The following is a 19,617-nucleotide window of genomic DNA, read 5'->3' as shown; positions in this document are numbered from 1 at the left end:
TATTCAGGAGAGGACGCAGAGCGTCCGGAACGGCATACCCACGCGGAGCATGGGCACGATGGTGTTCTCCGGGCCTCACTCCTCACGCTACCGCACGCTGGTGTTCTCCGGACCTCGTACTCCCGTTGCCACGAGGAACCTGGCGCTTACTCCAGATGCTCCGGCTTCACCGGGTCGCCTGACTTGGCGTGGAGTTTGTCGCGAATGTCCGCGAACATTCGGTCGTAGTCCTTGTGCTGGGCGATGGGCAGTGCGGCCGAGTTGGGCAAGCCGTGCCTTATCGCGATGCGACTGGCGTCATGGGCGAAGTTGAAGGCGAGGTCACGGGGCAGCTGGAACTGCTCTTCGAACGGCTTGCCGTTGATTTCGCCCTGCATGGTGAAGTGCATGGACGTGCCTTGCTTGGGATCTTCCTCCACGTTGTAGCGCAAGTGGATGTCATAGCTGATATCCGATGGCTGCAGCGCCACGTGGGTGAGGTGCAGATGGCCTGGCTCGTACATGAAGTGACTCCATCAAGTGGTGAGTGTGCTCAGTCTGACACTCCTCGCGACCGGACGGTTCAGCCTCGTGCAGAGTACCGCTCGCATCATGCCTGCACTCAACGATCGATCTTGTCCGGTTCCGGCCTCGACCATATCCACAGATTACCCAGCGCCATACCGGTAAGAGCCAGGTACAGCCACCAGGCGTGGCCGATCAGGCTCAACATCACCACGGCGCAGACCAGCATGCTGATGGTGGCGCTGATCTTTGCCTTGCGGGCGACCAGTCTGCCGTTGCGCCAGTTGTGCAGAATCGGCCCGAACACACGATGGTTTTCCAGCCAGGCATTCAGACGCGGCGAGCTGCGTGTCGCCGCCCAGGCCGCCAGCAGAATGAACTCGGTGGTTGGCAAGCCGGGAATGAAGATCGCGACAATGCCGATGCCGAGGGCGACATAGGCGAGGATGCCGTATAACAGGCGCGAGAGTTTTGAGCCGGGTGGTTTGTACGTCATGGTCTCTACAGGCAGGTTCGGGGAGCCCGGCCAGCTTAACAGCACCGGGCGCTTTTTCATGCCTGTGCCATGTCTGCAACCGGGACATCGGCGTAGGCGTGTTGCAACAGGACATTGAAGCGCTCGAATGCGGCAATGGCACCTCGATCAAGTGCTGCTTCCTGCTCGGCGGTCAGCGACAGCTCGTCAAGCGTCCTGACAAAGGTCTTCCAGCCTGCTGCGCGGCCTCCGGCAGGCTCGCTCAGATGCCGGGCGCCAAAGCTGTGGCTCAGGTTCAAGGCTTCGGCACGTTTGATCAGGAATGCAGCACCCAGCTTGGAGCCTTCGGAGACAAATAGCCAGCCGAGCGCTTCTGCGGTGCTCGGCGCTTGTACTGCGCCAGCCACCGGCAGGGGAAGGTCCATGTTCAGGTCGGCAAGATCCGCCCCGGCCTGTTCGGCGCGGCAGCGGGCCGGCAGGTCGTTGATGATCGCCTCCAGCGCAGGCTCGTTGTACAGGCTTTGCAGTTCCGTCTGAAAAAGGTATTGAGCAACCACGAAGCGTGCGTAGCTGGCCAGGGTTTCAAACGGCGCGTGGGCCTTGACCGCCTTGTCGAGTTGCTCGTGCGGCGCGTGGGTGATCTGGCTCAGGCGTTGCGAACGCAGGGTCGGTCGGTTCTGATCAAGAGTCATCGAGTTCTTCCTTGCTGAAAAAGGCTTGCTGAAAAAGGGGCTTGTTGAATAGACGAATAGCCACACCCGAAAGCGTAAAAAAGCCTGCCGCCGATGTGCCCGGCGACCGGCTTTACGCTACTTTCGGGTTCAGATATCCCACACCACGTTGACGCTGAAGTTGCGTCCTGGCTGGGTCAGGCGATCCAGATTGGCGGGCGCAGTCACGCCTGCTTCGCCCACGCCGTCGTAGCCGCGCACATCGTCCCAGCGCCAGTATTTCTTGTCGGTCAGGTTGTACAGGCCTGCATTGACGGTCACATCGTCGCTGACCTTGTAGTAGCCGCTCAGGTCCAGAATGCCGTAGCCCGGGGTCTTGAATTGACTGGAGGTGCCGTCCGGCGTGTGGAAATTGCTGTCATCCACGCGATTCTTGCGCTTGACCAGCGTCCAGCTCAGCAGGCCGCCGTAGTCATTCTGGTCATAGCCCAGGCCGATCACACCGGTCAGCGGGTTGACGCTGTTGATTGGCTCGCCTGTATCGTCGTTGCGGCCCTGCACGTAGGCAACCGATGCCTGGCTGTACAGGCCGTTTGGCGCACCGATACTGTCGAGATTGATACGCCCTTTGAATTCCGCGCCCTTCATGGTTGCGTGCTTGATGTTGTTGGACTGGAAAGTGAGTTCGCTGTAACCGGGGGTGATGGCGTCCTCGTTGATGAAGTCACGGTATTTGTTGTAGAACACCGCGATGTCAAACGAGCCGGATTCGAAGCGACCGCGTAAACCGGTTTCATAGCTTTTGCTGGTTTCCGGCTCCAGATTCGGATTGGGCTCAACCACGTAGCCTGCCGTCGGGTTTTCGAAGCGTCCATAAAGTGACTTGGCCGACGGTGTGCGGAAACCTTCGGCATACTGGCCGTACCAGGTGTAGACGTCGCTGAGTGCATAAGTCACACCGAACTTGGGCGACAAGCGATGCCATGTCCGCGTTTCGTCGTTGCCCTGACCGGGGTCGGCGAGGCTGACCGACCTGAGAAATTCTGGCGTGAACTTCGGGTCGAGTGTGGTGTGGTCATAACGCACGCCGGGCATGAAGGTCCAGTCGTTCCAGCTGATCTGATCCTGGGCGAACAGCGCATAGCTGGTGATGGTCGGGTCCGGGAAATCGCTCGTCGCGGCCAGACGGTCGCTCGGGCTGTCTGCACCGACCACGCGGCAGGAGCCGAATACGCGTGCACAGGTCCCGCTGCCGCTGCGCAGCCCGGTGACTTTCTGCTGCTTTACCGTCGTACCGTAGGTCAGCACATGGTCCGTGCTGGCGATAGAGAATGCCTTGTCCAGTTGGGCATCGAATACCCACTGCTTTTCCTGATAGTGCGTGTCGCGATCACGAATGACATCTCGGGAGAACGGAAAGTACCGCTCCCGGGTGCTTTGATCAGTCTTTGCGGTCTGGTAATTCAGGCTCCATTTGAGGTTGTCGACCAGCAGGCTGTCGACGGCGAAGCTGTTTTCGACCCCGAAGCGCTCGCGGGTGATGGTGTCGTTACCCTCGCGCGATTGATACATGCCCAGCCCGCTGCCGTTGGTGAACGGCCCGCCGACTGCGCTTTTCAGGTTGCTGTCGCGGTCGTCCTTGTACTTTTCGTAGGCCAGAGCCAGACGCGAACCGTCGGTATAATTCCAGCCCAGCTTGGCCAGCACGTTGGTGCTGCGCGCATCCTCAGGGTTGGCTTCGGTGCGGCTCAGGCCTGTGCCACCTGTTTCGCCATAGGATTCGGTCTCATGACCATTGCGCTGGCTCACGTGCAGCAAGCCGTCAAACTCGCCCTGACGGCCTGCGAAAGTGGCCGAGTTCAACCAGCTTTCGTCTGCCGAGCTGTAACCGGTCTTGAGGCGTGCGCCGACATCCTTGCCGGGCTTGATGATGTCATCCGGGTCCAGCGTGTAATAACTGACCACCCCACCAATTGCGCTGCTGCCGTACAGGGCCGAGGCCGGACCGCGGAGGATTTCCACACGCTTGACGATCTCCGGGTCGACATAGTTGCGATGGGTCTGCGCATAAGGACCGGTGAAAAAGCTGTCGGGGACTTCCACGCCATCGACCTGAGTCAGTATCCGGTTGCCGTCAATGCCGCGGATGTTATAGCCGGTTGTGCCTGCGCGCTGGCCTGCGCCGCCCACCGAAACCCCCGGCTCGTAGCGCACCAGATCACGGATGGTGTTGACGTTGCTGCGGTCCAGTTCTTCACGGGAATGCACGCTGACGGTGCTTGGTACCGTGGCGACATCCTGTGCCTGACGCGTGGCGCTGACGGTGATCTGATCGAGGGCCAAGACGCCGGCGGTTGCGGTGCGCCTTTCCAGCACTACATTGTTGTTGCCCAGATTGCGATAGCTCAGCGAGCTGCCGGCCAGCAGGGTGTCCAGCGCCTGCGCAGGTCTCAGGTTGCCGCGGGCACCCTGGGAGGTGACGTTTTGCGCGAGATCCGATGACACGCCCACCTGCCAGCCGGTGATGCGGCTGAATTCATTGAGTGCCGACACCAGCGATTGCTGACCAATCGAGAAGTTGTAGGTGCCTGCCGAACGTGCCGCCTGGGTGCTTTCACTGGCAGCACTGGCGTTGACCGTCTGTAGACTGGCGCCCAGCACTGCAAGTGTCAGCAGAGATAGCGTGAGCCGTACGCATGGTTGGGCGGCAGGCGTGAACGTGGATGACATCGGTAGCGCTCCCTGGGGTGTTGCTCGTTATAGTGTTTACAAACCGTTTAAAAATGAGAATCAGTTGCATTGGCTATAACTAGACGAACGGGCAGTCGCTATCGAGTAAAAAAACTTTGCTTCAGTTGAGAATCACCAGCGCGGGCATTTCGTGAAGGCTTGCCGAGGTGATCTGTGCCAGCGACCGCACCACGTCGAGCGGGTTGTCCAGGCGATAGTTTCCGGTCACCGCCACACGATCCAGTTGCGGGTTGGTGCTGATGATCCAGCCGGGATAGTAACGACGCAGCTCGGTCAGCACTTCGCTCAGCGGGCGGTTATCGAAGATCAGTCGACCCTGCACCCAGGCGAAATCCCTGAGCGGGTCAAGCTTTTCACGATGCCCGAAGCCAGCAGGCCCCACGCGAACGCTTTCTCCGGCCCCCAGGCTGACGCTGGAGTCGCCGCGTGTGGCACGCACGTCGACAGCGCCGCGCTGCACTTGCACCTGGGCAACGCCGTTCAGATAACGCACGGAAAATTCGGTGCTGTTGGCACTCATGCGCACCGGTCCGGCTTCGATTTCCAGTGGCACGCCCGCTCTGGAACTGACATCGAAGAATGCCTCGCCTTGCAGCAGGCGAGCAGAGCGCTGTTGTTCACCTATCTGACTGGAGAACGCCGAGTCGGTGTTGAGCAGCACTTTCGAGCCGTCTGCCAGTTCCAGGCGCTGGCGCTCACCCACTATGGTCAGGTGATCGGCCTGCAGGCGCAGCGGCAGATTGCTGAAACTGAACAGCCCCAGCAGCAACACCGCTGCAGTGGCCAGAGGTTTCCATTGCGCACGGACACGCTGCCACGCCGATGGCTTACGGGGTTGCGCGATGCTTTCGGCGGCGTGCTGAACCGGCTGTGAATTCCAGAGTGTCCGGGCCTTATCGAAGGCGCGTGCGTGTTCCGGATCGGCGTTCAGCCATTCCTGAAAACGGGCAAGCCGGGTGGCGTCTGCGCCTTCCAGTTCGACCAGCCAGGTCAGTGCCTGATCCATTGCAGCATTGCTCAACACGTCCTGCGCAATCGCGTGCGGGCGTTCGGTTCTCGGGGCCACGGTGTTCCTCGGCAATCCTGAAACTGTATCGATTAGAGTCTGGCAGCGTGCGGCAGGGTTCAGGGCGGGTCAAGTCTTGAAAGGACGCCTACGCAGATGGCCATGATCAGCTTCAGTTCTTTCTGGACGGTACTGGCCGAGACCTGCAGTTGCTCGGCGATTTCCAGATAACTGCGGCCATCGAGGCGGCTGAGGGTAAAGATTTTCTGCTGGCGCGGGCTCAACGTACTCAGGCTGGCACTCAGGTTTTCAAGCAGGCGCTTGGCATGCGCTGCGTCTTCAGGCGAGCCCATCTGGGCTACGACGCTTTCGAGCCGGGCAGGTGAGACGTCTTCGAGCATGGTCCGGCCATGAATACGCCGCGCACGCAAATGATCCAGCGCCAGGTTGCGGGCGGTCTGAAAGACGAAGGGTTCAAGGTGGTCGACGGGGTGTTCGGTCAATGCACGGCTGACGCGCAGCCAGGTTTCCTGAAGCAGGTCTTCGGCAGCGTTCTGGTTGCCGACCATGCGTTGCAGGGTGCGTAGCAGAACCGGCCGCTGGGCCAGAAAGACATCGTTGAAGCGTGACTGCGACACAGAGAGGCCCGACCAGAGATGTGAGCAAATGATAATGCTTCTCATCTTTTGGTCGGGTCAAGCCTGCATCTGTAAATAATTATCTTACGGTGTTGCTCACTACGACGCTGAATTTACTCGGCGTTGTGCAGTGCCAGGCAGTTGTCGAGCATGCGGTTGGAGAACGCCCATTCGTTGTCGTACCACGACAGTACCTTGAGCAACTTGCCACTGACCTTGGTGTGATTGGCGTCGAAAATCGACGACAACGGGTTGTGATTGAAGTCGTGGGAAACCAGTGGCAGGGCGTTGTAGCCCAGCACCTTGGAATGCTGGCTGGCTTCTTTCATCAGCGCGTTGACTTCTTCGGCGGTGGTTTCACGCTTAAGGGTCACGGTCAGGTCGACCAGCGAAACGTTGATGACCGGTACGCGTACCGCCATGCCGGTGAGTTTGCCTGCCAGCTCCGGCAGTACCAGGCCCACTGCTTCGGCAGCGCCGGTCTTGCTCGGGATCATCGACTGCGTCGCCGAGCGGGCGCGGTACGGATCGGTGTGATAGACATCGATCAGGTTCTGGTCGTTGGTGTAGGCATGGATGGTGGTCATCAGGCCATTTTCGATCCCCAGTTCACGGTGCAGTACCTGGGCGACCGGGGCCAGGCAATTGGTGGTGCAGGATGCACTGGAGATGATCTGGTGCGACTGACGCAGCGTGTCGTGGTTGACACCATAGACGATGGTGGCATCGGCACCGCTGGCAGGGGCGGAGATAATGACCTTGCGGGCACCGGCAGTGAGGTGCGCGGCGGCCTTGTCACGGCTGGTGAACAGGCCGGTGCACTCGAACACTACATCGATGTCCTGCGACTTCCACGGCAGCTCGGCCGGATTGCGAATGGCACTGACCGAAATACGGTCACCATTGACGGTCAGGCTATCCTTGTCGCACTCGACCGTGCCGCTGAAAGGGCCGTGTACGGTGTCGAAGCGCAGCAGGTGTGCGTTCATTTCGCTGTCGCCAAGATCGTTGATGGCGACGACCTGCAGGTCCTGACGGTAGCCTTGGGTATACAGTGCGCGTAGGACGTTGCGGCCGATGCGGCCAAAACCGTTGATTGCGATACGAAGAGTCATACAGCCGTCCTTCTGAATTTGTTGTTGGAATTACAAGATTATTCTCATAGAAATAGAAAACAAGCCTTTTTAGTGGCAATATTTTGTTTTATCTACAACTACAAGCCTGAAAGGCCCTCCCGGTTGATCGAGATCAGGGTTCTGCTCCCCGCCCGTCACTGCTCGAAAACCGGAACCGTCTTTACGGGTGACCTTAGACGTTAGCCTGGAGTTCATCACATGCATCCCCGCGTCCTTGAAGTAACCGAGCGACTCATCGCCCGCAGTCGCGATACCCGTCAGCGCTACCTTCAATTGATTCGCGGCGCAGCGAGCGATGGCCCGATGCGCGGCAAGCTTCAATGTGCCAACTTTGCTCACGGCGTCGCTGCCTGCGGGCCGGAAGACAAGCAAAGCCTGCGTCTGATGAACGCCGCCAACGTGGCAATCGTCTCCTCCTACAACGAGATGCTCTCGGCGCATCAACCCTACGAACACTTTCCTGCCCAGATCAAACAGGCTTTACGTGACATTGGTTCGGTCGGTCAGTTTGCCGGCGGCGTGCCTGCCATGTGCGATGGCGTGACTCAGGGTGAGCCGGGTATGGAGCTGGCCATTGCCAGTCGCGAAGTGATTGCCATGTCCACGGCAGTTGCGTTGTCACACAATATGTTCGACGCCGCCATGATGCTGGGCATCTGCGACAAGATCGTCCCTGGTTTGATGATGGGCGCACTGCGTTTTGGTCATCTGCCGACCATCTTCGTGCCGGGCGGACCGATGGTTTCAGGTATCTCCAACAAGGAAAAAGCCGACGTACGGCAGCGTTACGCGGAAGGCAAGGCCAGCCGTGAAGAGTTGCTCGACTCGGAAATGAAGTCCTATCACGGTCCGGGAACCTGCACCTTCTACGGCACTGCCAACACCAACCAGCTGCTGATGGAAGTCATGGGCATGCACCTTCCCGGTGCCTCGTTCGTCAATCCCTACACGCCACTGCGCGATGCACTGACCGCCGAAGCGGCTCACCAGGTGACGCGTCTGACCAAGCAGAGCGGCAGCTTCATGCCGATCGGCGAAATCGTCGACGAGCGCTCGCTGGTCAACTCCATCGTTGCCCTGCACGCGACAGGTGGCTCGACCAACCACACGCTGCACATGCCGGCGATTGCCCAGGCCGCGGGCATTCAACTGACCTGGCAGGACATGGCCGACCTGTCGGAAGTGGTGCCAACCCTGAGTCACGTCTACCCCAACGGCAAAGCCGATATCAACCACTTCCAGGCGGCGGGCGGCATGTCGTTCCTGATCCGTGAGTTGCTGGCTGCCGGTTTGTTGCACGAAAACGTCAATACCGTGGCCGGTTACGGCTTGAGCCGCTACACCAAAGAGCCATTCCTGGAGGATGGCAAGCTGGTCTGGCGCGAAGGACCGCTTGAAAGCCTTGATGAAAACATTTTGCGTCCGGTCGCCCGTCCGTTTTCGCCGGAAGGTGGTCTGCGGGTCATGGAAGGCAATCTGGGCCGCGGGGTGATGAAAGTCTCTGCCGTGGCCCCGGAGCATCAGATCGTCGAAGCGCCAGCCAAGGTCTTTCAGGATCAGAAGGAGCTGGCCGATGCGTTCAAGGCGGGTGAGCTGGAGTGCGATTTCGTCGCCGTGATGCGCTTCCAGGGGCCGCGCTGCAACGGCATGCCCGAGTTGCACAAGATGACGCCGTTTCTGGGGGTTCTGCAGGACCGTGGTTTCAAGGTTGCGCTGGTCACCGACGGACGCATGTCGGGCGCCTCGGGCAAAATCCCTGCGGCCATTCATGTCTGCCCGGAAGCGTTTGATGGTGGCCCGTTGGCACTGGTGCGCGATGGTGATGTGATCCGTGTGGATGGCGTAAAAGGCACGTTACAAGTTCTGGTCGAAGCGTCAGAATTGGCCGCCAGAGAACCGGCCATCAACCAGATCGACAACAGTGTCGGCTGTGGTCGCGAGCTCTTTGGATTCATGCGCATGGCTTTCAGCTCCGCAGAGCAGGGTGCCAGCGCCTTTACTTCTAGTCTGGAGACGCTCAAGTGAAGTTGGCCCTGGTCGGTGATATAGGCGGTACCAATGCACGTTTTGCCATTTGGGAAGACGACACGCTGCATTCTGTCCGGGTATTCCCGACCATTGACTACGCCGGTCCCGAAAAGGCCATCGAAGTCTATTTGCAGGACCTTGAATTGCAGCGCGGAGATATCAGTCACGTATGCCTGGCCGTGGCCGGACCGGTGGATGGCGATTTTTTCCAGTTCACCAACAGCCACTGGCAGTTGAGCCGTGAGGCATTTTGCGCTGACCTGAAAGTCGATCACCTGCTGCTGATCAACGACTTCACCGCCATGGCGCTGGGCATGACCCGGCTCAAGGAAGATGAATACCTGACGGTTTGCCCTGGCGCTGGCAAGCCTGATCGGCCGCGTGTGGTGGTCGGGCCGGGTACCGGGCTGGGCATCGGTACTCTGATCAAGCTTGACGGCAGTCGCTGGCTGGCGCTGCCGGGCGAGGGCGGGCATGCTGACCTGCCAATCGGCACGGCACGCGAGGCCCTGTTATGGACACGCCTGATGGCTGAGCATGAGCATGTCAGTGCTGAAGTGGTACTCAGTGGCGCGGGCTTGCTGTTGCTCTATCAGGTCAGTTGCGCCCTGGACGATATCGAGCCAGTGCTCAAGTCGCCTGCGGCTGTCACCTCGGCAGCGCTGGCGGGCGACCCGGTAGCCGCAGCCGTGCTGGAGCAGTTCTGTGTGTTTCTAGGCAGGGTGGTGGGCAACAATGTGCTGACCCTGGGCAGCCTGGGCGGCGTGTACATTGTCGGCGGCGTGGTGCCGCGCTTCACTGAGTTCTTCATCAACAGCGGTTTCAAGCGCGCCATGGCCGAGAAGGGCGTGATGAGCGACTATTTCAAGAACCTGCCGGTCTGGCTGGTGACCGCCGAGTACCCTGGTCTGATGGGCTCAGGTGTCGCTCTGCAACAGGCCTTCGGTTCGCAGATCTGAGTAGCATCCCATAACAACAAAGATTCACCGTCAAACAAGGACGCCTCAACTTGAGTTCAGTCAGTAAATCGATCCTGCTGGTGGATGACGATCAGGAGATTCGCGAGTTGCTGGACACCTACCTGAGTCGTGCCGGTTTTCAGGTGCGTACGGTGGGTGATGGCGCTGATTTTCGCCGCGCCTTCAACGAAGAACCCAGTGATTTGCTGATCCTTGATGTGATGCTGCCCGATGAAGACGGTTTCAGTCTGTGCAAATGGATCCGCCAGCATCCGCGCCAGCCGCATGTGCCGATCATCATGTTGACTGCCAGTTCGGACGAAGCCGACCGGGTCATCGGCCTGGAATTGGGTGCTGATGATTATCTGGGCAAGCCGTTCAGCCCGCGTGAGCTGCAAGCGCGTATCAAGGCACTGTTGAGGCGCGCCCAGTTCGGTCAGGAGCGTCCTGGTGGCGATGTCATTCTGTTCGACGAATGGCGGCTGGACATGGTCAGTCACAGGTTGTTTCACAATGACGGCGAAGAAGTGATTCTGTCCGGTGCCGACTTTGCGCTGCTCAAGCTGTTTCTCGACAACCCCCAGCAGATTCTCGACCGCGACACTATCGGCAATGCCACACGCGGGCGTGAGCTGATGCCGCTGGAGCGGATCGTCGACATGGCGGTCAGCCGCCTGCGCCAGCGTCTGCGCGATACCGGCAAGTCGCCGCGCCTGATCCGCACCATTCGCGGCAGTGGTTATCTGCTGGCCGCGAACGTCAACTCGCAAGCGGGCAACGGCTATTAACCCGCCGGTGGCAGGAGCGAAAAGAACCGGCCTGCCACTGCCGCGCTCATTGCTGGGGCGCATGCTGCTGTTGACGTTACTGGCGGTTCTGCTGGCTCAGACACTGTCCAGTGTGATCTGGCTGTCACAGTTGCGCGCCACACAGACCGAAGGGCTGGTGACCAGCGCGCGCAGCCTCGCGTACTCGATGGCGGCCAGTGTCAGTTACTTTCGCTCATTGCCGCTGGCCTATCGGCCCATGGTGCTGGACCAACTGCGCAGTATGGGCGGCACCCGTTTCGTCGTCTCGCTCAACGATCACCCGCTGGACATGCAGATCATGCAGCCCACGCCTCGCAAACAGGCGGTGCTGGACGTGGTGGGCGAGGTATTGCGCCAGCGTCTGGGCAATGGGCCGGACATCACCGTATGGTTTGCGCGGCCTGATGAACTGCGCATTTTCAACAGCGGCCTGAAGCTCGATGAACTGCCGCGCTCCTGGGCGCATTACGCGCTGACACTTGAACCAGTGAACCCGCCGGTGCTGGTCACGCAGATCGAAATGGCGCCCGGTGAATGGTTCTACATTGCCTCTCTGCTGCCTGAGCCTTACACCTCGCTGGAGGAGCAGGAGCTGCCCCTTCAGCAGGTTTCATTCATCGTCCTGACCAGCGTGTTTTTGCTGTTGTTCATCGGTTTGCTGGTGCATTGGCAGAGCCGGCCGCTCAAACGTCTGGCGCGGGCTGCACGGGACATGTCGCTGGGCGCGGACGTCGAGCCGGTGGTCGAGGGCGGCGGCAGCGAGGTGATCGAGGTCAGTCGTGCGTTCAACGCCATGCGCATCCGTATCAGCCGCTACCTGACCGAACGCGGTCAGTTGTTCAGTGCCATCTCGCATGATCTGCGCACGCCCATCACCCGGCTGCGGTTGCGTGTCGAGCTGCTGGAAGATGAGCACATGCAGCGTAAATTCAGCCGCGATCTGGACGAACTGGAATTGCTGGTCAAAGGCGCGCTGCAGTGCGTCAAAGACACTGATATTCATGAAAACATCGAGCCGGTGGATCTCAATGCACTGCTTGATTGCTTGGTCGAGCCCTGGCTGAATGTTGAAGGCGACGGACGTGTCACCCAGCAAGGCGAGGCGCAGGCTGCCTATCCCGGCAAGCCGCTGGCGCTGCGGCGCTGCATCGGCAACCTGATCGACAATGCGCTTAAATATGGCCATCGGGCTCATTTGAAAGTCGAAGACAACGACACGGCTTTTGTCCTGCATGTGGATGACGAAGGGCCTGGTGTGCCCGAACAACGTCTGGAACATGTCTTCGAACCGCATTTTCGTCTGGCAGGCAATCAGCAGCAGGGCTATGGTCTGGGCCTGGGTATCGCGCGCAACATTGCCCACAGTCATGGTGGCGAAGTCAGCTTGCAGAACCTGCGTGAAGGTGGGTTGCGGGTGACGTTGCACTTGCCAAGAACCATGGAATGACTTCCGGGTAGTGGCTTTGAGCCCGTATTTTCAGGTGTTTCAATTGTCACCATCCTGTGACAATTGCGCGTCCCTTCGTTACTGTCGTTGCGTCTGGCTTGGTTAGACTCCCACGAAGCGCAAGCATCAGACTTGCTCATGCATAACAACAAGAAAGGTCAATTCGATGAATTCCATGTCACGTCTCGCTGTTGTCATCTCTCTCGCTTCGTTGTTCCCTCTGAGCGCTACTGCCGCTGAATCCAAAGGCACTGTAGAAGTTGTGCACTGGTGGACGTCGGGTGGCGAAAAGGCTGCGGTCGATGTTCTGAAGGCGCAGGTCGAAAAAGACGGCTTTGTCTGGAAGGACGGCGCCATCGCCGGCGGTGGCGGCTCCACCGCCATGACCGTGCTCAAGAGCCGTGCGGTTGCCGGTAACCCGCCAGGTGTTGCCCAGATCAAAGGTCCTGACATTCAGGAATGGGCCTCTACCGGTCTGCTTGATACGGACGCGTTGAAAGACGTCGCCAAGGCCGAGAAGTGGGACTCGCTGCTGGACAAGAAAGTCTCCGACACCGTGAAGTACGACGGTGATTACGTAGCGGTGCCGGTGAATATTCACCGCGTCAACTGGCTGTGGATCAACCCTGAAGTCTTCAAGAAAGCCGGTATCGACAAGGCACCCACCACGCTCGAAGAGTTTTACGCTGCGGGCGACAAGCTGAAAAAAGCCGGTTTCATTCCGCTCGCCCACGGTGGTCAGCCGTGGCAGGACAGCACCGTCTTTGAAGCCGTTGTGCTTTCGGTCATGGGCGCTGATGGCTACAAGAAGGCCCTGGTTGATCTGGACAAGGACGCGTTGACCGGTGAAGGCATGGTCAAGTCGCTCACCGAGCTCAAGAAAGTCGCGACCTACATGGATGCCGATGGCAAGGGCCAGGACTGGAACCTGGAAGCTGCCAAGGTCATCAACGGCAAGGCCGGCATGCAGATCATGGGTGACTGGGCCAAGAGTGAATGGACCGCAGCCAAGAAGGTCGCCGGCAAGGATTACCAGTGCGTAGCCTTCCCTGGCACCGACAAGGCGTTCACCTACAACATCGACTCGCTGGCGGTGTTCAAGCAGAAAGACAAGGGCACCACTGCCGCACAGCAGGATCTGGCCAAGGTCGCGATGGGCGAGGACTTCCAGAAAGTCTTCAGCATCAACAAGGGTTCGATCCCGGTTCGTGAAGACATGCTGTCCGACATGAGCAAGTACGGTTTCGACTCGTGTGCGCAAACCGCTGCCAAGGACTTCCTGGCTGATTCGAAGACTGGTGGCCTGCAACCAAGCATGGCGCACAACATGGCCACTACGCTGGCGGTGCAGGGTGCTTTCTTTGATGTGGTCACCAACTACATCAACGACCCGGCAGCTGATCCTGCAGCGACAGCCAAGAAGCTGGCCACTGCGGTCAAATCGGCCCAGTAACTCTCTCTGAACCGCCTGTACCCGCAGTTCGTGGTGCTGAAATCCTCTGTTGATTTCACCCGCGGCTGCGGCCTGGATTCGATACACCGGATGGGATACTCCCGATGAGCTCTGTCGCTGCGATCAGCAAAGCCTCGCCAATGGATGCGCTGCAACGCTGGCTACCAAAACTGGTGCTGGCACCCAGCATGTTCATCGTGCTGGTGGGTTTCTATGGCTACATCCTCTGGACATTCGCGCTTTCGTTTACCAACTCGACGTTTCTGCCGTCCTACAAATGGGTCGGTCTGGCGCAATACGCACGCCTGATGGATAACGATCGCTGGTGGGTGGCGAGCAAGAACCTTGCGGTGTTTGGCGGGATGTTCATTGCCATCAGCCTGGTGATCGGTGTTCTGCTGGCCGTCCTGCTGGACCAGCGGATCCGTCGTGAGGGCATGATCCGCACCATTTACCTGTACCCGATGGCACTGTCGATGATCGTCACCGGTACGGCGTGGAAATGGCTGCTCAACCCCGGCCTGGGCCTGGACAAGATGCTGCGCGACTGGGGCTGGGAAGGTTTCCGTCTTGACTGGCTGATCGACCCGGACCGCGTGGTTTACTGCCTGGTCATTGCTGCGGTGTGGCAGTCTTCCGGCTTTGTCATGGCGTTGTTTCTGGCGGGCCTGCGTGGCGTCGATCAATCGATCATTCGTGCTGCGCAGATGGATGGCGCGAGTTTGCCGATGATCTACTGGCGCGTTGTGTTGCCAAGCCTGCGCCCGGTGTTCTTCAGTGCCGTGATGATCCTTGCGCACATTGCCATCAAGAGCTTCGATCTGGTGGCAGCGATGACCGCCGGTGGCCCCGGTTACTCATCTGATCTGCCTGCAATGTTCATGTACTCCTTCACCTTTAGCCGCGGCCAGATGGGCATGGGATCGGCCAGTGCGATTCTGATGCTCGGCGCGATCCTGGCGATTCTGGTGCCGTACCTGTATTCCGAGCTGAGGACCAAACGCCATGACTAGTCATGTTGGCAAACCGGGCATCAGCTTCAGTCGTATTCTGATTTACGCCGTGCTGATACTGGCCTGTCTGATTTATCTGGTGCCGCTGGTGGTGATGCTGTTCACCAGCTTCAAGACCCCCGAAGACATCGGCACCGGCAACCTGCTGAGCTGGCCAAGTGTGGTCACCGCAATTGGCTGGATAAAGGCCTGGGACCTGGTCGATGGTTATTTCTGGAACTCGATAAAAATCACCGTTCCGGCAGTCATCATTTCCACCGCGATTGGCGCGCTCAATGGCTATGTGCTGTCGATGTGGCGCTTCAAGGGCTCGCAGCTGTTCTTCGGTCTGTTGCTGTTTGGTTGCTTCCTGCCGTTTCAGACCGTTCTGCTGCCGGCTTCCTTCACGCTGGGCAAAATGGGCCTGGCCAGTACGACCACCGGGCTGGTGTTTGTGCATGTGGTCTACGGGCTGGCATTTACCACGCTATTCTTCCGCAACTACTACGTCAGCATTCCGGATGCTCTGGTCAAGGCTGCACGGCTGGACGGTGCAGGGTTCTTCACCATCTTCGGGCGCATCATTCTGCCGATGTCCACGCCCATCGTGATGGTCTGCCTTATCTGGCAGTTCACCCAGATATGGAACGATTTCCTGTTCGGAGTTGTGTTCTCCAGCGGTGAGTCTCAGCCGATCACTGTGGCCCTGAACAATCTGGTCAACACCAGCACAGGCGCCAAGGAATACAACGTTGACATGGCGGCGGCGATGATTGCCGGCCTGCCGACACTGCTGGTCTACGTACTGGCTGGCAAGTATTTCCTGCGTGGGCTCACGGCCGGCGCGGTCAAGGGGTAATCATGGCGACTCTCGAATTACGCAACGTCAACAAGACTTACGGCAGCAACCTGCCGGACACGCTCAAGAACATCGACCTGTCGATCAAGGATGGCGAGTTTCTGATTCTGGTCGGCCCGTCCGGCTGTGGCAAATCCACCTTGATGAACTGCATTGCCGGTCTGGAAAGCATCAGCGGCGGTGAGATTCTCATTGATGGCCAGGACGTCAGCAGCACCAGCCCCAAGGACCGCGACATCGCGATGGTCTTTCAGTCCTATGCCCTTTACCCGACCATGAGCGTGCGTGAAAACATCGCGTTCGGGTTGAAAATCCGCAAGATGCCGCAAGCCGACATCGACGCGGAAGTGGCTCGTGTAGCCAAGCTGTTGCAGATCGAGCACTTGCTCAATCGCAAGCCGGGCCAGATGTCCGGTGGCCAGCAGCAGCGTGTCGCGATGGGTCGTGCCCTGGCGCGTCGGCCGAAGATCTACCTGTTCGATGAGCCGCTGTCCAACCTCGACGCCAAGTTGCGCGTCGAGATGCGTACCGAAATGAAACTGATGCACCAGCGCCTTAAAACCACCACTGTCTATGTGACCCATGATCAGATCGAGGCCATGACGCTGGGCGACAAGGTCGCGGTCATGAAGGACGGTATCGTTCAGCAATTCGGTACGCCCAAGCAGATTTACACCGATCCGGCCAACCTGTTCGTCGCCAGTTTCATCGGTTCGCCGCCGATGAACTTCATCCCGCTGCGTCTGCAACGCAAGGATGGCCAATTGATTGCGCTGCTCGACAGTGGTCAGGCGCGTTGCGAGCTGCCGGTCGGGGGCGGCGATGCCGGCCTGGAAGATCGAGAAATCATTCTCGGTATCCGGCCAGAACAGATTATGCTTGCTGGCGCTGAATCGAATGGCATGCCGACCATCCGTGCCGAGGTCCAGGTGACCGAGCCTACCGGGCCGGACACACTGGTGTTCGTCACGCTCAATCAGAGCAAGGTCTGCTGTCGCCTTGCGCCGGATGTCGCACCGCAGGTGGGCGAAAGTCTGACCCTGCAGTTCGATCCTTCCAGGGTGCTGATTTTCGATGCTCAGAGCGGTGAGCGTCTTGGGGTTCTGGGAGCACCACCTTTGGCTGAACGGGCAAACAATGTCCCAGTTGAGCCGCAAGTGATAAATTGATTCAGCACAGGGCATCGCTGGCCGGCTGTCTACTGCCACAATGAAGCGGCCGATCGGCGAAAACGAAGCAGTGAATGAAGCAAAACGTCTACCAAAGCTAATAACAATAAAACGAGGATTGATGGGATGAAGAAGATCAACAAAGGTAAATCGCTTTCCCGGTTCCAGTTGGTAAGCACGCTGTCGGTATTGGGTGCGATGGGGCTGGCAGGCAGCGTTCATGCTGCCGACGCATTTTCTGCCGATTCACCGTGGATGACTGGCGACTGGAACGGCAAGCGTACCGAACTGCTCGACAAGGGTTATGACTTCTCGCTGGAATACGTTTCCGAGATGGCCAGTAACATCAAGGGCGGTTACAACGACGACAAGACCGGCCGCTACAGCGACCAGTTCGCGCTGGGCATGAAAGTCGATTTGCAAAAGGCTTTCGGCTGGCAGGACGCAGAGTTCAAGCTGGCAATCACCGAACGTAGCGGGCGCAACATCTCCAACGACCGGATCGGCGACCCTCGTGCCGGTACCCTCAGTTCCTCCCAGGAAGTCTGGGGTCGCGGCCAGACCTGGCGTCTGACGCAAATGTGGGTCAAGCAGAAGTACTTTGACGGCGCGCTGGACGTCAAGGCCGGTCGTTTCGGGCCGGGCGAAGACTTCAACAGCTTCCCTTGCGATTTCCAGAACCTGTCGTTCTGCGGCTCGCAGGTCGGTAACTATGTGAACACCTGGTACAACTGGCCAATCAGCCAGTGGGCCTTGCGCGTGAAGTACAACATCACGCCGGAAGTGTACGCACAGGTCGGCGTCTACGAGCAGAACCCGTCCAACCTCGAAACCGGCAACGGCTTCAAACTCAGCGGCAGCGGCACCAAAGGCATGATCCTGCCGGTCGAACTGGTCTGGACCCCGACCGTCAATTCGTTGCCCGGTGAATACCGTGTCGGCTTCTACAAGAGCACGCCCAACGCCGACGATGTCTATGAAGACGTCAACGGTCAGCCACAGGCAGCTACCGGCGCTGCGTTCAAGTCGCATGACAGCAAGCACGGCTGGTGGGTTGTTGCTCAGCAACAGCTGACGACTCACGATGGCGATGCATCGCGCGGTCTGAGCATTTTTGCCAACGCTACCGTGCATGACAAGGCCACCAACTTCGTCGATAACTACCAGCAGATCGGTTTCACGTACAAAGGTCCGTTCAACTCGCGTCCGAAAGATGACATCGGTATCGGTATCGCCCGTATCCACGTCAACGACGATGTGCAGGATCGTGTGCGTCTGGCCAACCAGATCAGCGGCATCAACGACTACGACAACCCTGGCTACCTGCCGGTCCAGAGCACTGAGTACAACTCGGAAATCTACTACGGCTTCCACGTTACCAACTGGCTGACCGTGCGCCCGAACCTGCAGTACGTCAAGCATCCTGGCGGTGTAGATCAGGTTGATGACGCGATTGTGGCGGGCATCAAGATCCAGTCGAAGTTCTGAGTACTGATTGACGCGTAACGCGATCAAAGGTCGTGTGTGCTTTGCGGGCAGCCTGGCTGCCCGTTTTTTTTGGCTTGATCCTTTTATTTTTCAGGGACGCGATTGGCGATGACCTCTCTCGACGCGCAACTGCCTGAACATCCATTGCAACGCTTCTTCCGATCCCGACGTGCCAGACCCACTTTCGAGTGGGAGCGTCACCAGCTGCGCGATGTACTGGTTATCGATCATCCGCAGTGTCAGGCAGTCTTCAGTCGCCAGGGCGCGCAGTTGCTGCATTTTCAGCCGCAAGGCCAGAAGCCTTGGCTCTGGTGCGCTGCACAATGGCCGCAGGTGGGGGCGATTCGAGGTGGCGTGCCAGTGTGCTGGCCCTGGTACGGCCGACACCCCGGTGAAAGCGGCTGGCCGGCACACGGCTGGGGACGCTTGCTGGACTGGAAACTGATCGACAGCAGCGAGAGCGAAAAGGGCGTCAGCCTGCACTGGCGCTTGCAGCTGTGGGACTGGCAGGTCGACCTGCATGCCGAGCTGGGGCAGGGCATGGAGTTGCGTCTGAGCACACGCCACGAGGACAGCGAGCCGTGTCATTTCAGCCATGCGCTGCATGCGTACTGGCGGATTGGCGATGTGGCTGAAGCTGCGCTTGAGGGCCTTGATGGGGTGCAGGGTTATGACCAACTCAGCCGACAGGTCTGCCAGCAACAAGGCGAATTACGTGTGGCAGGCGGCTGCCAGCGAGTCTTCGAACATGCCGGAGCCTTGCAACTGCAGGACCCGACCTGGCAGCGCAGGCTGAACATCGACACCGGCGACAGCGCCAATACCGTGGTCTGGCATCCCGGCAACAGACCGCTACTGGGAGTGTGTGGCAGCGAAACCGCAGGCTTTGTGCGCGTGGAAGCCGCTTCGGGTTCCGGCGACGCCTTCAGCCTGCGGCCGGGCGAGCAGGTGCAGCTCAAACTGCAAGCCAGCCTGGCGGGGTGAGTTGCATCGTCTTCCCTTCGCGCTCTGCACGGATCCACCTGAGATCACAAAACCGCTGTGTGACGCAGAGCGTCACGAACTGCATGCCGACGCGGAGCGTCGGCACGATAGTGATATCTGAATCGTGCCTTTAACCGAACTGCTCTAAGCGCTTTTCAACCAACGATGGAACAGACAACGCAGAGTGCGACGTTAGTGACGGCTGAGTCCTGGCGCTGATCCGGGGGATGCGAGGCAGGACGCCGAGC

The 19,617-nt window shown here is 59.1% G+C and carries 17 protein-coding genes; 10 read left to right on the top strand and 7 right to left on the bottom strand.

From position 1 onward, the window contains the following. Positions 1–146: 146 nt before the first annotated feature. The 7 genes from AO068_RS22100 to gap form a co-directional block, all read right to left on the bottom strand. Complete coding sequence (locus AO068_RS22100; RefSeq protein ID WP_002552307.1) at positions 147–503, bottom strand: DUF5064 family protein; 357 nt, start codon at positions 501–503, stop codon at positions 147–149. Between the two features lie 98 nt (positions 504–601). Then, on the bottom strand, positions 602–1,060 hold the full coding sequence (locus AO068_RS22095; RefSeq protein ID WP_002552308.1) for a YbaN family protein: 459 nt from the start codon (positions 1,058–1,060) through the stop codon (positions 602–604). Continuing rightward, the gene (locus AO068_RS22090; protein WP_058409450.1) at positions 1,057–1,671 is read right to left on the bottom strand and encodes a biliverdin-producing heme oxygenase; all 615 of its coding nucleotides are present in this window, start codon (positions 1,669–1,671) and stop codon (positions 1,057–1,059) included. Before AO068_RS22090 ends, AO068_RS22095 begins: the two co-directional genes overlap by 4 nt. A 129-nt stretch (positions 1,672–1,800) precedes the next feature. Beyond that, a complete protein-coding gene (locus AO068_RS22085) occupies positions 1,801–4,380 on the bottom strand; it encodes a TonB-dependent receptor (protein WP_058409449.1) in 2,580 nt (859 codons plus the stop codon). 121 nt (positions 4,381–4,501) lie between these two features. Continuing rightward, positions 4,502–5,467, bottom strand: a complete 966-nt coding sequence (locus AO068_RS22080; RefSeq protein WP_058409448.1) for a FecR family protein — start codon at positions 5,465–5,467, stop codon at positions 4,502–4,504. 59 nt (positions 5,468–5,526) lie between these two features. Then, positions 5,527–6,045: an RNA polymerase sigma factor gene (locus AO068_RS22075; RefSeq protein ID WP_057402358.1), complete on the bottom strand. Its 519-nt coding sequence runs from the start codon at positions 6,043–6,045 to the stop codon at positions 5,527–5,529. 113 nt (positions 6,046–6,158) lie between these two features. Then, the gene (gene gap, locus AO068_RS22070) at positions 6,159–7,160 is read right to left on the bottom strand and encodes a type I glyceraldehyde-3-phosphate dehydrogenase (RefSeq protein WP_044321796.1); all 1,002 of its coding nucleotides are present in this window, start codon (positions 7,158–7,160) and stop codon (positions 6,159–6,161) included. Positions 7,161–7,379: 219 nt separating this feature from the next. Between gap and edd the strand changes: the two genes are divergently transcribed. The 10 genes from edd to AO068_RS22020 all read left to right on the top strand — a co-directional run bounded on the left by edd (position 7,380) and on the right by AO068_RS22020 (position 19,369). Further along, the gene (gene edd, locus AO068_RS22065) at positions 7,380–9,206 is read left to right on the top strand and encodes a phosphogluconate dehydratase (RefSeq protein WP_004656012.1); all 1,827 of its coding nucleotides are present in this window, start codon (positions 7,380–7,382) and stop codon (positions 9,204–9,206) included. Beyond that, on the top strand, positions 9,203–10,168 hold the full coding sequence (locus AO068_RS22060; RefSeq protein WP_002552316.1) for a glucokinase: 966 nt from the start codon (positions 9,203–9,205) through the stop codon (positions 10,166–10,168). The genes edd and AO068_RS22060 overlap by 4 nt, the downstream gene beginning before the upstream one ends. A 50-nt stretch (positions 10,169–10,218) precedes the next feature. Next, the gene (locus AO068_RS22055; RefSeq protein WP_004656016.1) at positions 10,219–10,956 is read left to right on the top strand and encodes a response regulator; all 738 of its coding nucleotides are present in this window, start codon (positions 10,219–10,221) and stop codon (positions 10,954–10,956) included. A gap of 61 nt (positions 10,957–11,017) precedes the next feature. Continuing rightward, positions 11,018–12,424: an ATP-binding protein gene (locus AO068_RS22050; RefSeq protein ID WP_058409451.1), complete on the top strand. Its 1,407-nt coding sequence runs from the start codon at positions 11,018–11,020 to the stop codon at positions 12,422–12,424. Positions 12,425–12,590: 166 nt separating this feature from the next. Next, positions 12,591–13,877, top strand: coding sequence for an ABC transporter substrate-binding protein (locus AO068_RS22045; RefSeq protein WP_005745826.1), 1,287 nt, complete (start codon positions 12,591–12,593; stop codon positions 13,875–13,877). Positions 13,878–13,981: 104 nt separating this feature from the next. Further along, complete coding sequence (locus tag AO068_RS22040; protein WP_004666129.1) at positions 13,982–14,890, top strand: carbohydrate ABC transporter permease; 909 nt, start codon at positions 13,982–13,984, stop codon at positions 14,888–14,890. Next, positions 14,883–15,728, top strand: coding sequence for a carbohydrate ABC transporter permease (locus AO068_RS22035; protein WP_058402191.1), 846 nt, complete (start codon positions 14,883–14,885; stop codon positions 15,726–15,728). The genes AO068_RS22040 and AO068_RS22035 overlap by 8 nt, the downstream gene beginning before the upstream one ends. 2 nt (positions 15,729–15,730) lie before the next feature. Then, on the top strand, positions 15,731–16,897 hold the full coding sequence (locus tag AO068_RS22030; RefSeq protein ID WP_058409447.1) for an ABC transporter ATP-binding protein: 1,167 nt from the start codon (positions 15,731–15,733) through the stop codon (positions 16,895–16,897). 126 nt (positions 16,898–17,023) lie between these two features. Continuing rightward, positions 17,024–18,385 carry a carbohydrate porin gene (locus tag AO068_RS22025; RefSeq protein ID WP_058402193.1) on the top strand — a complete coding sequence of 454 codons (1,362 nt, stop codon included), beginning with the start codon at positions 17,024–17,026 and terminating at the stop codon, positions 18,383–18,385. A gap of 108 nt (positions 18,386–18,493) precedes the next feature. Next, a complete protein-coding gene (locus tag AO068_RS22020; RefSeq protein WP_058409446.1) occupies positions 18,494–19,369 on the top strand; it encodes a D-hexose-6-phosphate mutarotase in 876 nt (291 codons plus the stop codon). The last annotated feature ends 248 nt before the right edge of the window (positions 19,370–19,617 follow it).

It is taken from the genome of Pseudomonas sp. ICMP 3272, from assembly GCF_001466905.1.
Lineage (GTDB): Bacteria > Pseudomonadota > Gammaproteobacteria > Pseudomonadales > Pseudomonadaceae > Aquipseudomonas > Aquipseudomonas amygdali.
This window is presented reverse-complemented; position numbering and strand designations above follow the sequence as displayed.

Bases quoted from the DNA above. Each gene is read 5' to 3' on its own strand.
- AO068_RS22050 (WP_058409451.1), top strand. From the start codon at position 11,018: ATGCTGCTGTTGACGTTACTGGCGGTTCTGCTGGCTCAGACACTGTCC.
- AO068_RS22035 (WP_058402191.1), top strand. From the start codon at position 14,883: ATGACTAGTCATGTTGGCAAACCGGGCATCAGCTTCAGTCGTATTCTG.
- edd (WP_004656012.1), top strand. From the start codon at position 7,380: ATGCATCCCCGCGTCCTTGAAGTAACCGAGCGACTCATCGCCCGCAGT.
- AO068_RS22095 (WP_002552308.1), bottom strand. From the start codon at position 1,060: ATGAAAAAGCGCCCGGTGCTGTTAAGCTGGCCGGGCTCCCCGAACCTG.
- AO068_RS22090 (WP_058409450.1), bottom strand. From the start codon at position 1,671: ATGACTCTTGATCAGAACCGACCGACCCTGCGTTCGCAACGCCTGAGC.
- AO068_RS22085 (WP_058409449.1), bottom strand. From the start codon at position 4,380: ATGTCATCCACGTTCACGCCTGCCGCCCAACCATGCGTACGGCTCACG.
- AO068_RS22020 (WP_058409446.1), top strand. From the start codon at position 18,494: ATGACCTCTCTCGACGCGCAACTGCCTGAACATCCATTGCAACGCTTC.
- AO068_RS22100 (WP_002552307.1), bottom strand. From the start codon at position 503: ATGTACGAGCCAGGCCATCTGCACCTCACCCACGTGGCGCTGCAGCCA.
- gap (WP_044321796.1), bottom strand. From the start codon at position 7,160: ATGACTCTTCGTATCGCAATCAACGGTTTTGGCCGCATCGGCCGCAAC.
- AO068_RS22040 (WP_004666129.1), top strand. From the start codon at position 13,982: ATGAGCTCTGTCGCTGCGATCAGCAAAGCCTCGCCAATGGATGCGCTG.
- AO068_RS22030 (WP_058409447.1), top strand. From the start codon at position 15,731: ATGGCGACTCTCGAATTACGCAACGTCAACAAGACTTACGGCAGCAAC.
- AO068_RS22045 (WP_005745826.1), top strand. From the start codon at position 12,591: ATGAATTCCATGTCACGTCTCGCTGTTGTCATCTCTCTCGCTTCGTTG.
- AO068_RS22025 (WP_058402193.1), top strand. From the start codon at position 17,024: ATGAAGAAGATCAACAAAGGTAAATCGCTTTCCCGGTTCCAGTTGGTA.